Raw genomic sequence first — 14,410 nt, 5'->3', positions numbered from 1 at the left:
ACGCAACCTTAACTGAGTACAGCTTCGAGTGCATCCACAAAGCGAGCCGCGACGTCAAAGCCCGTTTGTTCAGTAATTTCAACGAAACATGTTGGACTTGTCACGTTTATTTCAGTCACGTACTCACCAATGACATCGAGACCCACTAGTAATAATCCCCTAGCGGCAAGTCTCGGACCGATTGCTTTCGCGATCTGCCAGTCCTTGTCAGTAAGTGGCTGTGCTACGCCCCGGCCACCCGCAGCCAGATTACCTCTGGTTTCGCCAGCCAGTGGGATGCGGGCCAAACAAAAAGGAACAGGTTCGCCCCCAATTAGCAGAATGCGCTTATCCCCGTCTTTTATTTCAGGGATGTAGCGCTGCGCCATGATGCTGCGAGTGCCGTCGTGAGTCAGTGATTCGAGGATCGCATTTAAGTTTGGCTCATTTTCAGATAACCTGAAAATGCCTGTGCCGCCCATGCCATCCAGTGGTTTAACGATGACATCTTTGTGTAGGTCGCGAAAAGCCTTGATTCGGGCCATGTCGCGTGTGACTAGCGTGGGGGTGGTGAATTCAGGGACTTCGGTAATTGCCAGCTTCTCAGGGTGATTCCGAATTGCATCGCCACGATTAAAAACGCGCGCACCTTGGAGCTCTGCATACTCAAGCATGTGCGTCGTATAGACGTATTCCATGTCAAATGGCGGATCCTTCCGCATGATGACTGCGTCGAAATCACTCAAATCGCGCTCTGCGGTAGCTTCGGTAATCGAATACCAGCCTTGGCCATGAAGATCAGCAGCCGGATGTAGATTGATCGGCTGGGTAACTGAGTGCACTCGGCCAGTCAGGATGAATAAATCACCCTGCATGGCGACAGTGATCTGATGTCCGCGCTTATTCAGCGCAAACATCATTGCAACAGAACTGTCCTTGTAAGCCTTCAGATCGTCAAGGGGATCAAGCACGAAGAGCACATTCATAACAGCCTCACGTCTTATGCAACAGCGTCGGATTTGCCTACTGCTTTTTTGCGTGGGGCCAACACCATCACCATTTGTCGACCCTCAAGTTTTGGCATGGCTTCAACGACGGCCATATCAGTGAGGTCATCGCGAACGCGTTCAAGCACTCTCATGCCAAGTTCTTGGTGAGCCATTTCACGCCCACGAAAACGCAAGGTCACTTTGGCTTTATCGCCTTCGTCCAAAAATCGTTTCAAATTACGCAGTTTGACTTGATAGTCACCTTCATCCGTAGCAGGCCGGAATTTGACCTCTTTTACCTGGATGATTTTTTGCTTGGACTTTGCTTCTGCAGCACGCTTTTGTTCTTGGTATTTGAATTTGCCGTAGTCCATCAAGCGACAAACGGGCGGCTCTGCGTTGGGGGCAATTTCTACAAGATCCACTTCAGCTTCCTCGGCCATTCGAATCGCATCGAATGTCTTCACTACGCCGAGTTGCTCACCTTCAAGACCGATTAAACGAACTTCAGGTATACGGATATCGCCGTTGATGCGATGGGTTTTTTCTGTTGCGATGTTGACAACTCCTAGTGGTTAATCTGCTTGAGGCGCAAACGAGCCTGAATTGCGGCGGGAAGCCACGTCTTCTGAAATAAGTGTGGAAAAGTCTGCGATCGGCATGACGCCTACCTCAACGCCCCCCCGAGCACGAACGGCAACCGTGCCTGCTTCGCGCTCTTTTTCACCGACCACGAGCATGTAGGGTACCTTCTGCATGCTGTGTTCGCGAATTTTACGCGTGATCTTTTCACTGCGTAAATCAGATTCTACTCTAAAGCCTTGTTTTATCAGGGTTTGTGTTATTTGTGCTGCATATTCAGCAGATGGATCGGAAATGCAACACACCACTGCCTGCACGGGTGCCAGCCACACCGGTAAGGCCCCTGAATAGTTTTCGATCAACATGCCGATGAAGCGCTCTAGCGATCCGAGAATCGCTCGATGAAGCATGACGGGTGCAACCCGTTGATCGGATGAGTCGACAAATTCTGCACCCAGGCGAACAGGCATTGAGAAATCGACTTGCATCGTGCCACACTGCCAGTGACGACCAATCGCATCTTTCAGGGTGTATTCAATTTTTGGCCCATAAAAAGCGCCCTCACCGGGTGAAATTTCAAATTCACAGCCGGTACGTTGCAGGCTTTCAATCAGAGCGGCCTCTGCCTTATCCCATACCGCGTCGCTACCAATACGCTTCTCGGGACGTGTCGCGACTTTATAAAGTACTTCGGTAAAACCGAAATCGGCGTATACGCTTTGCAGCAATAAGGTGTAAGCAGTGCACTCTTTCAACATCTGATCTTCAGTACAGAAGATATGTCCGTCGTCTTGAGTAAAGCCTCGCACCCGCATCATGCCATGCAAAGAACCTGAGGGCTCGTTACGATGGCATTGACCAAATTCACCATAACGCAGAGGCAAGTCCCGGTAGGATCGCAGGCCCGAATTAAAAATTTGCACGTGACCCGGACAATTCATTGGTTTCAGTCCGTACACTCGGTTCTCGGACTCAGTCGTGAACATGTTTTCACGATAGTTATCCCAGTGTCCGGTTTTTTTCCAAAGTGAGAGGTCAAGAATCTGAGGGGCTTTAACTTCTTGGTAGCCATTGTCGCGATAGACGGCACGCATATACTGCTCGACTTGCTGCCAGATCGCCCATCCCTTTGGATGCCAAAAAATCAAACCTGGGCCTTCTTCCTGAAAATGGAAGAGATCAAGGTCTTTACCAATCTTGCGATGATCGCGACGTTCAGCCTCTTCGAGCATATGAAGATAAGCATCTTGCTCTTCTTTAGTCGCCCAAGCGGTGCCGTAAATACGGGTGAGCATTTCATTGTTGCTGTCGCCTCGCCAGTAGGCACCAGCCACCTTCATCAACTTGAATACTTTGAGTTTGCCTGTGTTGGGTACGTGTGGCCCGCGGCATAAGTCGATGAAGTCGCCTTCGCGATACAAGCTGATTGTTTGATTGCCAGGTATCGCGGCAATGATTTCAGCTTTGTAATGCTCACCCATATCTTTGAAGAATTTGACGGCGTCATCTCGCGCCCATTCTTCGCGGGTGACGATTTCATCTTTTTTGACCAACTCAGCCATTTTTTTCTCTATGGCAACTAGATCCTCTGGCGTAAAGGGTCTTTTGTAAGAGAAGTCATAATAAAAGCCGTTCTCAATGACTGGGCCAATGGTGACCTGGGCATCGGGAAACAAAGATTTCACAGCATAGGCGAGCAGATGAGCCGTCGAATGTCGAATCAGATCTAAGCCATCGGCATCTTTTGGTGTCAGAATTGCCAGGTTTGCGTCTTGGGTAATTTGATAAGAGGTGTCAACAACATTAATCTCGCCGTCCATGCTGACACGGCCACCCAAAGCGACACGGGCCAAACCTGCGCCGATTGACTGTGCGACCTCCGCAACCGTGACTGGGCCGGGGTATTGGCGCTGGGAACCATCTGGCAGGGTAATTGCGATCATTCGTGAAGGATATTTATGAGAGGATTAGCCCGCGATTTTATCATCGCGCACGACAGACGGGGTGTTACCACTACCCAAGTCCCAATACAGTCCGGTCATGATGCCAAGACCCTCTCTGAGTAGCTCGCTTGGTAGGTGTTCATTCGGTGCGTGTTGAGAGCAGCCCGCAAACGAATGGGGTATCCAAACGGTAGGTAAGTCGAGCACTTCCATAAAAATATCATTAGGCAGGCCTCCGCCGATATTAGGCAGAATTGCAGTTTTTTTCTGTGTAGTGTCGCTCAGAGATTTTGCCGCCCATTGAACCCACGGATTGTCTGGGTCCGTACGAGACGCGTTAAAAAAGGACTCACGTGCGTTGGTCACCTTCACCATATCAAAGCCGTGCTTAGCCAGATGCCTTTCAAGCGCTGGGAGGATATCGTGAGGGTCAATGCCCACGACAAATCTAAGCTGACAACGTGCCCAGGCTCTTGGTGGAATGGCGTTGACAGGGGTGTCGGGATTTCCGGTTTTAAACGCCAATACTTCAAACGAACACCAGCCATAAACTTGTTCAGCTGGTGACAGCTCGGGCTCGCCCCAAGTGGGTTCAATGACAGGCCCGTCATCGCCACCGCTGACTTCGCAATCCGCCAGTGCACGTCGCACTGATGCGGGAATCGCTTCCGGGGTCCACTCTTTTATCTTAATTTGTCCAGTCGGTGAAGTGATCGTGGCAAGGGCGTGGGCAAGCTGTATGCCGGGATTTGAGATCAAACCTCCCCAATTACCCGAGTGATGCCCCCCTACTCTTGCTTCAATGGTCAGGTCAAAATTGGCACCGCCTCGTGATCCCAGAAATACTGTTGGGCGCTCGGGTTGTAGACGTGGGCCGTCGGACGCAACTAACAGGTCCGCTGCTAGTAAGGCCCTGTAGTCTTCACACACCTCTCTGAGACCTGGGGATCCAGTCTCTTCACCCATCTCAATGAGATATTTAGCGTTGAAGCCTAGACGACCACGAGTGGCGAGCACATGTTTGACAGCCTCCATGTTGATCGTATGCTGCCCCTTGTTGTCAGCGATGCCACGGCCAAACCATACGCCGTCAACGTCAGTGAGCGTCCAAGGAGAAAGATTGGGTTTCCACTCTGGCTCGAGCCCGCGAATGACGTCTCCGTGACCGTAACCGAGCACTGTTGGCAAGGCACTGTCTTCAATACGTTCAGCAAACAAAAACGGAGCACGTGCTTTGGGATGGTGAATCAATTGACAGGTAAAACCCATTGCCTCGAAGGCTGGGACCATTTCACCGGTTAGGTAATGCTTTAAAACGTCTGCGCGATCGGGGTTTTGGCTCTCTGTCGGAATGGCGACTCGACGCGAAATGGTTGCGAAGAAGTCGCCAGAATCAAAAGATTCGTGTGCACGGGCAATAGCTTGATCTCGGGTCATAAGAAATTAACCAATCAGATAAACAACACTTAATGGCCGCACACAAATGCGATCTGCGACACATCTACGGATAACCTGGCTGCAAGTATAGAATGTGCGCGAAGCCTGCGGCAATCAAGAACCGCTCGGCGAGCCCTAAAGGAGAAATTGTTGAAACAAGATGCGCTTCAAACAGCCGTTCAATTTTCTATTGATCATGAAACCCCCTGGGATAGGCACGTTGGCGGTGTCTTTGGCGTACATCCCACTGATCCGCCTCCCTGGAATCGTTTGTTTGGGCCGGTTCACGACCGTGGCTCAGTGTCGGGCACCATCTACGTGGGCGGCAAGCATCTCACTTCCTGGGGTGAACCACACCGTGCTGATCTGACTTTCAGCATTGCCAAAACCTACCTTGCACTGCTAGCGGGCGTGGCACACGATCGGGGATTCCTACCCGACGTAGATGAGCCAATCTCTAAGCGGGTAACTGGCGTCGGCTTTGATTTCGGCCAGAATGCCGACATCACTTGGGCTCAAATGTTGCAACAGACCAGCGAATGGGAGGGTGAATGCTTTGGTATTCCCGATCAGGTTGATCACTATCGGCACGTGAACTTTGCCCCCGCACCCAATGGCAAGAAGGGTGACTTGCGGCCGCGCAATCGCCCCGGCACTTATTGGGAATACAACGATGTAAGAATTAACCAGCTATCGCTGGCCTTATTACATCTGTTTCAGCGCCCACTGCCTGAGGTTTTTCGCGAAGCCATTATGGAGCCTGTTGGCGCAAGTCAAAACTGGCAGTGGGTCGGCTATGACAATTCGTGGGTGACCATTGCAGGCAAACCGGTTCAATCGGTACCAGGCGGCACGCATTGGGGAGGTGGCTTGTCTATTTGTAGCGAGGATCAGGCAAAAATTGGTCAAATGATTTTGGCTGGCGGTCAGGCGCAGGGTAAGCAAGTGATCTCCAATGAGTGGATTCAGCGTATGCGCACACCCTGCCCTGTTGCGCCAAACTATGGTTACCTGGTCTGCCTGAACGCAAATCGTCGTGTTTTTCCTAGCGTTTCAGAAAGCAGCTTTTTCGCTATTGGTGCTGGCACCTCTTACACCTGGATAGAGCCAGAGAAGCAAATGGTTGTCGTGGTGAGATGGATTGATTCAGCAAAGGCAGACCAGTTTTTTTCACTGGTCACCAAGGCCATCGACTAAGATTAGGCATGACAAATGAAACCTACATCCCAGGCAAGGACGCCTCGTTAGAGTCCACCATCCAAACGATGCAGGCCAAGCTTGCCTCGCGTGGTTTTCAGCTTAACGAGTCCTCACTGCTGCATCCGGTTGACGGTATTTGGTCCGTTCACGTGAAGGACAACGAGTGCCCCATGCTGTTTGCAAATGGTAAGGGTGCAACTGAATTGGCTGCTCGCGCGAGCGCCATGGGTGAGTTTTTTGAGCGACTGGGGACCCATTACTTTTGGACGCACTTTTACTTAGGAGAAGCGCGCGCCAATCGACCTTTTGTTCATTACCCTCAAGAAAAGTGGTTCGCACACGCGCCTGACGGTAAGTGGCCCGACGAACTCCTTAATCCTTCCCTTCGAGCGTTTTATGACCCCGAAGGTGAGATCGAGACTGAGGTACTGGTCGATTTGAACTCGGGCAACGTAGACCGAGGCGTGTGCGCTTTGCCATATACCCGGCTCTCAGATGGCGCACTGACATGGTTCCCGGTGAATATCATTGGTAATCTCTATGTTAGTAACGGCATGGCAGCTGGCAACACAATGATGGAAGCCCGCAGTCAAGCTCTATCCGAAATTTTCGAACGTCACATCAAGTACCGAATTATCAGCGAGGGCTTATGCTTGCCTGATGTTCCAGACGCAGTGATCGCGCGCTATCCGAAGATTGCGGCGGGTGTTAAAGGGCTAAGGGACGCGGGCTTTGGCATTTTGGTGAAAGACGCATCGTTAGGTGGCGAGTACCCCGTCATGAACGTCACCTTGCTACACCCGAAAGATCAGGGCTGTTTTGCTAGTTTTGGTGCACACCCTCGCTTCGAGATTGCACTAGAGCGTGCGTTAACCGAGCTACTGCAAGGGCGCTCTCTTGATTCCTTAGAAGGCTTCCCCGAGCCGGGCTTTGACATGGACGAAATCAATTCAGTCGCTAACCTTGAAATTCATTTTGTCGATTCAAGCGGTGTGATTTCGTGGAATTTCTTGTGTGATAAGCCAGATTACGATTTTCATGATTGGGATTTCAGCACCACCACGCAAGAAGACTACGACTGGTTATGTAATCGGATCGCCAAAGATCGTTTCGATATTTATGTTTCTGATTTTGCTGAACAAGGCGCGTATGCCTGTCGCATTATCGTGCCGGGCATGTCAGAGATCTATCCCGTTGACGATTTAGAGTTCGAAAATAATAGTGCTGGCAATCTGATTCGGCCGGCGATGTCTCGTTTGTCTCAGTTGAGCCAAGCTGAGTTAGCCGAGCTTAACGAGGACCTGGCATCTATCAACGCCTCGGACGAGCGGCCTCTGTGGGAGATCCTCGGTCTCGCTATCCCGGCGGGTACCGCCTGGAAAGAACTTCGTATGGGTGAAATTAAGACACTCGTGGCCCTGGCCTTAGGCGATCTGGATGCGGTTTTAGATGGCTGCCAATGGTTGCGCATGTATCAACAGATGAACCCAGCGAGGCTGGCGGTCTATCAATGTCTCGAAAATATCATTAAGCTAGAAGACACGGCCCCCTACTTGGCCGCATTAGAGCTCATGTACGGTCAGGCTACGGTGCACACTGCGCAAAACGCACTAGGTAAGATAAACGTCTTTTTCGGTTTGACAGATCTGGGTCCTAATTTTGAATTCAGCGAGATGCATCAGGGCTTGCTGGCAGCGTACGATAAGTTATTCAAATAACATCAACTAAGACAAAGGCAACATGAAAGAAAACACACTCTTAACCAAGCTTCGCAATGGAGAAACTGCGATCAATGGTTGGCTATCAAGCGCGTCTTCATTTACTGCGGAAGCAATGGGCTTGGTCGGCTTTGATTGCGTCACCGTTGACTTGCAACATGGATTAATAGGCATCGACACAGCACTGCCTCTGTTTCAGGCGCTGTCAATCGGCAACACCATTCCGATCGCGCGGCCGATGTGGAATGACCCTGCTCAAATTATGCGATTGCTCGACTCCGGTGCCTACGGGATCATCAGTCCGTTGATCTCGACCGTTGATGACGCAGCAACATTGGTTTCGGCTTGTTTATACCCGCCACGCGGGACACGGTCATATGGTCCGGCACGGGCCATCATGTATGCCGGTGCAGAGAATTACTATCCCGAGGTTGACAATCAGATTCTTAAGTTTGCCATGATTGAAACGCTCGCAGGGCTGGATAATCTTGACAAAATCCTGCAAGTCGAAGGTCTCGACGGCGTTTACATTGGCCCTAACGATTTATCGCTTGCGATGGGTTACATGCCAAAAACTGAGCCTACCGATAAGGAAGTGCTGGATATGGTTCAACACATCTGCGATCGCGCACATGCGCACGGCAAGTTTGCTGGGATGCACGGTACCTCAGGCGTCTCTGCTGCTGGCAGTGCAAAAAAAGGCTTTAATTTTGTAACGGCTGGTAATGACATCGGCTTGTTATCGGCCGCTTGTAAATCAGCCGTGGCTGCAGTTCGCCAATCCTAACAACGTTAGATTCAAGCTCACCAAACAAAAAAATACGGAAGACTAATGATGCAGATTGATTTAAAAGGTAAGCGTGCACTGGTTGCTGGGGGCAGTCGGGGGATTGGTTTATCGATTGCAAAGGCCTTTGCTGCCGCTGGTGCAGATGTCGCCATCTGTGCGCGCAGTGTCCCCTCGCTGGATGAGGCTGCACTTGCTCTTCGTGGCTACGGGCATAAAGTCAGTGCTCACGCGTGTGATTTAAGCGACGAGCATGCCATCAAGCATTGGGTTGAACAGGCGGCAACAGATTTGGGCGGCGTCGATATTTTGGTGAATAACGCCTCTGGCTTTGGTCGCTCCGACGATGAGGCTGGTTGGGCACTCAGCCTGCAAATTGACGTCATGTCTGGCGTTCGCTGTTGTGCAGCTGCAATGCCTTATCTGTTGGATGGCGGCGGAAGCATCATCCACATTGCGTCGATTTCCGGTTTGAGTGCGAGCACGCGGACCCCGCCTTATGGGGCAGCCAAAGCGGCCACCATTCACTACACGCGTACGCAAGCATTAGCGTTGGCCCCTCAAAAAATCCGGGTGAACTGTATATCGCCCGGATCAATCTATTTTGACGGCGGGGTGTGGGATAACGCACGTCAGAACAACCCTGCTCTCTATGAGAGCATTAAACAGGGTATCCCGGCCGGGCGCTTCGGTACCCCAGAAGAAGTTGCCAACGTGGCAGCGTTTCTGGCTAGCGACCTCGCCTCATGGGTTACTGGTCAAAATATCTCTGTGGACGGCGCGCAGTCACTGGCTTAGCCTCTCAACCAAATGGTGTCGTTGTGGGTATAAATGAAGACTACTCTGCCTTGCAGAAAGTCATGCTCGACTATTCAGGCTGGGTAATCAGTTCAGCAATTAAAATCCTGCCATGGCTCGGTATTAAAGATCAATCAATCGTCGATTTCGGTTGTGGCCGCGGGGATTGGCTTCGGGCGGCGAGGCAACTCGGCGCCTCGGACGTATTAGGGCTGGATACGTTTGCTCTCGAAGGTTTTGCACCAGATATCCCTGTGCAATATGTAAACCTGACGCAAAACATTACTCTAGCGAGAAGATACGACCTCGCGATGTGCCTTGAAGTCGCAGAACACTTGCCTCAAAGTGCCGCTGCCACACTTGTTAGCTCTTTGGTTAATGCCGCGCCTGTTGTCCTTTTTTCTGCTGCCATACCAGGACAAGGCGGTATCCATCATCTCAACGAACAAAGTCCGCAGTACTGGTTCGACTTGTTTCAACAACACGGTTATGTTTGTCTGGATTTTCGTGACGCAATCTGGACCGACGAAGCGATTGAACCGTGGTATCGCATGAATGCGCTGGTTTTTGCCCATCCCGCTCATCTGCCTCAAGGGCTGACTGACTACCAAGTCAAGCAAGCCCGGCACATTGTTCATCCTGATATTTTTCAGGCGTATGCACCGATTGGCAGAAACATCATCCTGCATTTCGATCAAACCAAGAAACAGTGGTTTCCCGAGTACACGGCTTAATAACGAGGGGCAAAGCATGTCTGATTTACCCAGTCGAGTCAGAATTTTAGAAGAAGGCCCACGCGAAGGTTTTCAAATTGAAAAAGGCGCTATCCCGACTCGCCGAAAAATCGAGTTGATCGACAGTTTGTCGGAGACTGGCGTTGAACAGATACAGATCACCTCTTTTGTTAGCCCTAAAGCAGTCCCGAACATGGCTGATGCAGTAGAAGTCGCCAAGGGTTTTTCTCGCAAACCAGGCGTGCGTTATACCGCCCTATGGCTAAACGACAAGGGCCTCGAGCGCGCCATTGCAACCGAACGACTGGATATCAGGGGTTCTTTATCACTGACCGCCTCAGAGACATTTTTAAAACGTAATCAAAATCGCACTCACGATGAGAATGTAGCGGCTGTCAAGTCCATGCTAGGCACGTACAAGTATCACAAGGTGCCCGTCAATCGGGCAAGTATCATGGCGGCGTTTGGTTGCAATTTTGAGGGTGATGTGTCGGTGACCAAGGTCCTAGACCTGGTTCAACAACTGCTCGATTTAGCCCTCGAAGGCGGTGTGACGCTAGAGCTGATCTCACTAGCCGATACGATGGCCTGGGCAACGCCGGCAAGCATCCACAAAGTTGTGGGTGCTGTTCGCAATCGATACCCTGGCCTTGAGCTATCTCTGCATCTTCACGACACGCGTGGTATGGGTATTGCCAATGCCTTTGCCGGGTTACAAATGGGGGTCAAGACGTTTGATGCGGCGGTGGCTGGCTTAGGCGGCTGTCCGTTTGCCTCACATTCAGGCGCTTCAGGTAACGTATGCACCGAAGATCTTGTTTTTATGTGCGACGAGATGAGCATAGAAACAGGCATCAATCTTGAGAAAATGATTGAGTCTGCCTTGCTGGCGGAAGAGATTGTTGGACATCCATTGCCTGGTTCTGTTATGAAAGGTGGATCGTTAGGGCGTCTAAGGCAGAAGGTTAAAGCCAGGCTCGCGCAGTGAGGCTCGGTAGATGGGTGACGTGCTTTGCGACGATTGTTGGAATGCTCTTGAGAGGCTAAAATAAACCACAAATGCGCCATTTGTAGTCAGTACCCTAACGTTATTTCTATTATTTTGAAACTTGGCAACAATACGAAGGCTTGTGACTCGCAGCAACATGAAAAATGAACTGATCAACAAACGAGTACGTGTTGCCATGTTAGGCAGTTTTTACAGAGGCTTTTACATGCTAAATGAGCTTTTGTATGGCGATATTGCCGAGTACGTCGAAGTAGTGGGCGTCGCAACAGACGACCCTAAAAACACCTTTATCAGTCCCGATAAGCGTGTCTGGCGTTATCCTCATACCGTGTCAGAGGTCCAAATGGTCGAGACGCTGGCGCACCAGCACAGTATTGAGGTCTACAAAGACAGAGTAAATAGTGACCCGTTTTACGAACTGTTTGAAAAGCAGTGGCAGCCAGAGCTATGCTTGATGGCAACGTTTGGCCAACGTATTGGCAAGCGGCTTATCCAATACCCTGAATTCGGTTTTTACAACTTGCACCCATGCATTGACGATAAGTGGCCTTCAAAGTACGTAGGCGGGAACCCATTTAATGCATTGCAAGCAGATGGTAAAACCTATACTTGTGTGGCTTTCCATGCAGTGGACGAGAATTTTGACACAGGACCACTTATTAAGCTGTCTGGCAAGATCGCAATTCCTCCAGATTCATCAGTGGTGGATATGCATAAAATCACTTCTTATGCCGCGGCAAAACTGGCGGCAGATGAAGTGTTGAAGTTAATTCAATCAAATAAAAATACCTGAACCTCTAACACCCGAACAGAGAAAATATCAAAATAATGTTGCTAAGCCGATTTAAACTGAGAGTGACATTAAGCACTGCTTTCGTAGTGTTGGGGATTCCGTTTTTTATCGCGTTTATTCTCTATTCATATTTTTATAACTTCAATATTTATACCGACAACGCAAAGAGCCTCATCCAAAGGCATCATCGTCAGGTCGAGACTGAAATTTCTAAACAGTTAGATGCCATTTCAGATTCGCTAAGCTATTTGAAATTACAAATAGTTGAAGACACAAGTTTGGTTTCAAGCGAGAAAATGAACAATGTTTTACGCTTGCATCTGACCAATAATCCTGAATTAGTGTCAATATTTATTGCTTCGAATGCCGGCAATTTTAGGCAAGTACAGCGTCTTAATCCAAATTCAATCGTCGCCGGACGGGTTGCCCCTAAAAACGCGACATTCAATATTTGGTCCTTCGAAAAAAACAAAGCTGGTGATTCATTTTCCCGTTTTGATTTTTTCGATGCGACTTATAAAAAAATTGACTCTTTTACTATCAAAGATGATTACGACCCCAGGACAAGGCCGTTTTATAAACTCGCTCTAGCAGATTTGGCTAAGGACCCGAGCGGTAACTTCACTCAAATTGATCCGCCGTATCTCTCTCGAAGCACCAATGCACCAACGCTCACACTAGCTACTCCCATCGCTATTAACGGGGAGATGATAGGCATGGTGGGGGAATCGTTTGAATTATCAACGTTGACAAAATTTTTACAGTCGATACAAGTTAGTAAAGATAGCCAAACTTATGTGCTCGACGAAAAAGGGGACATCCTAATAAGCGGCGTTGGAATCGGTGATTACAAAGTCACTAACGGCAATCTCGAACTAATTAATATCAATGACCGACGTGGATCACCGCTGGAATTTGTTGGTCAAGAAAAAGAGAGGATGGGAAATCAAGTCGTTGAGTTTAAGTACGGTGAGCATGACACTAAATACCTTGCTCTGTTGAATCCCTTTGAGAAACAGCGGGCAAATCGAAAGTGGGATCTGCTGACTATCGCGCCCCAAAATGATTTCCTGGTGGCGTTGAACAAAGTAAATCTGAACTTGATGCTCTTTTCACTTCTTGCTGTGGCACTCATGGTTTTAGTCGGATTCAAACTTTCCAAAATATTGTCCCAACCGATTGAAACTTTGACGACTGATATTAAACAACTCCTTGACTTTAATGCAGCCCACAAGTTTGTCGAAGTCAAATCCAATCTGTACGAGATACAAGTTCTATCAGACGCAATTCGCAAACTGAAGAGCACCATCGACGCTTTTACCTCTTATGTGCCAAGGGATTTGGTCAACGATTTACTGAGGTCAGGTAAGCCTATCGAGATCGGCGGTGAAAGTCGCTACCTAACGATTTTATTTTCTGATCTTGAAAATTTTTCAGGTCTTTCTGAGCAGACGCCTGCACGAGAATTACTGACCCGAGTATCTGCATACCTCAAGCTGTTTACCTACGCAATTAAGGAAGAATCCGGCACTGTCGATAAATTCATCGGTGATTCTGTTATGGCGTTTTGGGGCGCCCCACTACCTGACCACGATCATGCCTTTCACGCGTGTAAAGCTGCGCTAAAAGGTCAAAAGAGAATGGATGAACTCAACGATCTGCTTGTAAGCGAAGGTAAGCCCAAGTTAAGAGCGCGTATCGGCATTCACACTGATGCGGTGTTGGTTGGTAATATCGGGTCGACTGAACGTTTGAGTTACACAGTCATGGGCGATGGCGTCAACGTTGCTGCCCGCCTTGAAGGCGTGAATAAGGACTACGGCACGCAGATTTGTGTCAGTCACTCGGTGTACAAAGAAACCGGCGAAAAGCTCTGGGTTCGACCCATTGATCAAATTACTGTCAAGGGGCGAAAAGGTGAAATTATCATTTATGAGCTCATCGGAACCCGTGACGAAGATCCCGAAACTGCACCGTCCAAAACTCAGATCGAGCTTTGTCAGGATACGCAACGAGCCTTTGGATATTATGTGAGTGGCAACTACACAAAAGCTTCTGAAGAATACAGCATCATTGCTGATCAGTACCAGGACCAAGTGGCCAAGATTATGGCTGACGTGTGCAACAAGAAGCTCGGGTCACAGAGCAATCCCAAGGTAATTGCTTACGATGTATAGCTTTCTGATCAAGTGATCTGTCAGGAATAAAAAAAGCCCCATTTTTTGGGGCTTAAATTTTAACGCTGGCTCTACATCATTAACGGGGGACAACGGTATTTATTAAACTTGTTTTTGCGAAGAAACATTTTTAATAGAGGTCATACCGATGTCCCAAGTCGATTCTATCCTAGGTCTACCTGGTTTAGCCGTCCAACGCGTGGATCGCAAGCTGGGGATCCATGTCTGGGCTAAGCCCTCAAGCCGTCCGTCTTGCGTTCACTG

The 14,410-nt window shown here is 49.4% G+C and carries 12 protein-coding genes; 8 read left to right on the top strand and 4 right to left on the bottom strand.

The genetic code is table 11. The features are described from left to right. Positions 1-8: 8 nt before the first annotated feature. From gshB to BCM14_RS01625, 4 genes are read right to left on the bottom strand one after another with little or no spacing between them, the layout of a single operon-like run. Positions 9-965, bottom strand: coding sequence for a glutathione synthase (gene gshB / locus BCM14_RS01640; protein ID WP_106226261.1), 957 nt, complete (start codon positions 963-965; stop codon positions 9-11). Between the two features lie 14 nt (positions 966-979). After that, entirely contained in the window at positions 980-1,525 is a 546-nt protein-coding gene (gene infC, locus BCM14_RS01635; RefSeq protein WP_106226260.1) for a translation initiation factor IF-3, read from the bottom strand. Positions 1,526-1,543: 18 nt separating this feature from the next. Next, positions 1,544-3,493, bottom strand: a complete 1,950-nt coding sequence (thrS, locus tag BCM14_RS01630; protein ID WP_106226259.1) for a threonine--tRNA ligase — start codon at positions 3,491-3,493, stop codon at positions 1,544-1,546. A gap of 24 nt (positions 3,494-3,517) precedes the next feature. Continuing rightward, a complete protein-coding gene (locus BCM14_RS01625) occupies positions 3,518-4,930 on the bottom strand; it encodes a M20 family metallopeptidase (protein WP_106226258.1) in 1,413 nt (470 codons plus the stop codon). Between the two features lie 150 nt (positions 4,931-5,080). Between BCM14_RS01625 and BCM14_RS01620 the strand changes: the two genes are divergently transcribed. From BCM14_RS01620 to BCM14_RS01585, 8 genes are all read left to right on the top strand, one after another. Further along, a complete protein-coding gene (locus BCM14_RS01620) occupies positions 5,081-6,127 on the top strand; it encodes a serine hydrolase domain-containing protein (RefSeq protein ID WP_106226990.1) in 1,047 nt (348 codons plus the stop codon). An 8-nt stretch (positions 6,128-6,135) separates the two neighbouring features. Further along, positions 6,136-7,848 carry a 30S ribosomal protein S12 methylthiotransferase accessory factor YcaO gene (gene ycaO, locus BCM14_RS01615; RefSeq protein WP_106226257.1) on the top strand — a complete coding sequence of 571 codons (1,713 nt, stop codon included), beginning with the start codon at positions 6,136-6,138 and terminating at the stop codon, positions 7,846-7,848. Positions 7,849-7,870: 22 nt separating this feature from the next. Next, positions 7,871-8,635 (top strand): HpcH/HpaI aldolase family protein, encoded by a 765-nt coding sequence (locus BCM14_RS01610; protein ID WP_106226256.1) that lies wholly within the window; start codon positions 7,871-7,873, stop codon positions 8,633-8,635. 45 nt (positions 8,636-8,680) lie between these two features. Next, positions 8,681-9,433, top strand: a complete 753-nt coding sequence (locus BCM14_RS01605; protein WP_259673367.1) for an SDR family NAD(P)-dependent oxidoreductase — start codon at positions 8,681-8,683, stop codon at positions 9,431-9,433. Then, entirely contained in the window at positions 9,382-10,167 is a 786-nt protein-coding gene (locus BCM14_RS01600; protein WP_106226255.1) for a class I SAM-dependent methyltransferase, read from the top strand. The genes BCM14_RS01605 and BCM14_RS01600 overlap by 52 nt, the downstream gene beginning before the upstream one ends. 16 nt (positions 10,168-10,183) lie before the next feature. Then, positions 10,184-11,155 (top strand): hydroxymethylglutaryl-CoA lyase, encoded by a 972-nt coding sequence (locus BCM14_RS01595; protein ID WP_106226254.1) that lies wholly within the window; start codon positions 10,184-10,186, stop codon positions 11,153-11,155. Between the two features lie 157 nt (positions 11,156-11,312). Further along, positions 11,313-11,969, top strand: a complete 657-nt coding sequence (locus BCM14_RS01590) for a formyltransferase family protein (RefSeq protein WP_106226253.1) — start codon at positions 11,313-11,315, stop codon at positions 11,967-11,969. A 62-nt stretch (positions 11,970-12,031) separates the two neighbouring features. After that, positions 12,032-14,146, top strand: coding sequence for an adenylate/guanylate cyclase domain-containing protein (locus tag BCM14_RS01585; RefSeq protein WP_259673365.1), 2,115 nt, complete (start codon positions 12,032-12,034; stop codon positions 14,144-14,146). Positions 14,147-14,410 lie beyond the last annotated feature (264 nt).

The sequence above is a fragment of the Jezberella montanilacus genome (assembly GCF_003003055.1).
In the GTDB taxonomy this organism is placed as follows: domain Bacteria; phylum Pseudomonadota; class Gammaproteobacteria; order Burkholderiales; family Burkholderiaceae_B; genus Zwartia; species Zwartia montanilacus.
The sequence above is the reverse complement of the archived record's forward strand: the minus strand, read 5'-3'. Positions and strand labels throughout refer to the sequence as shown.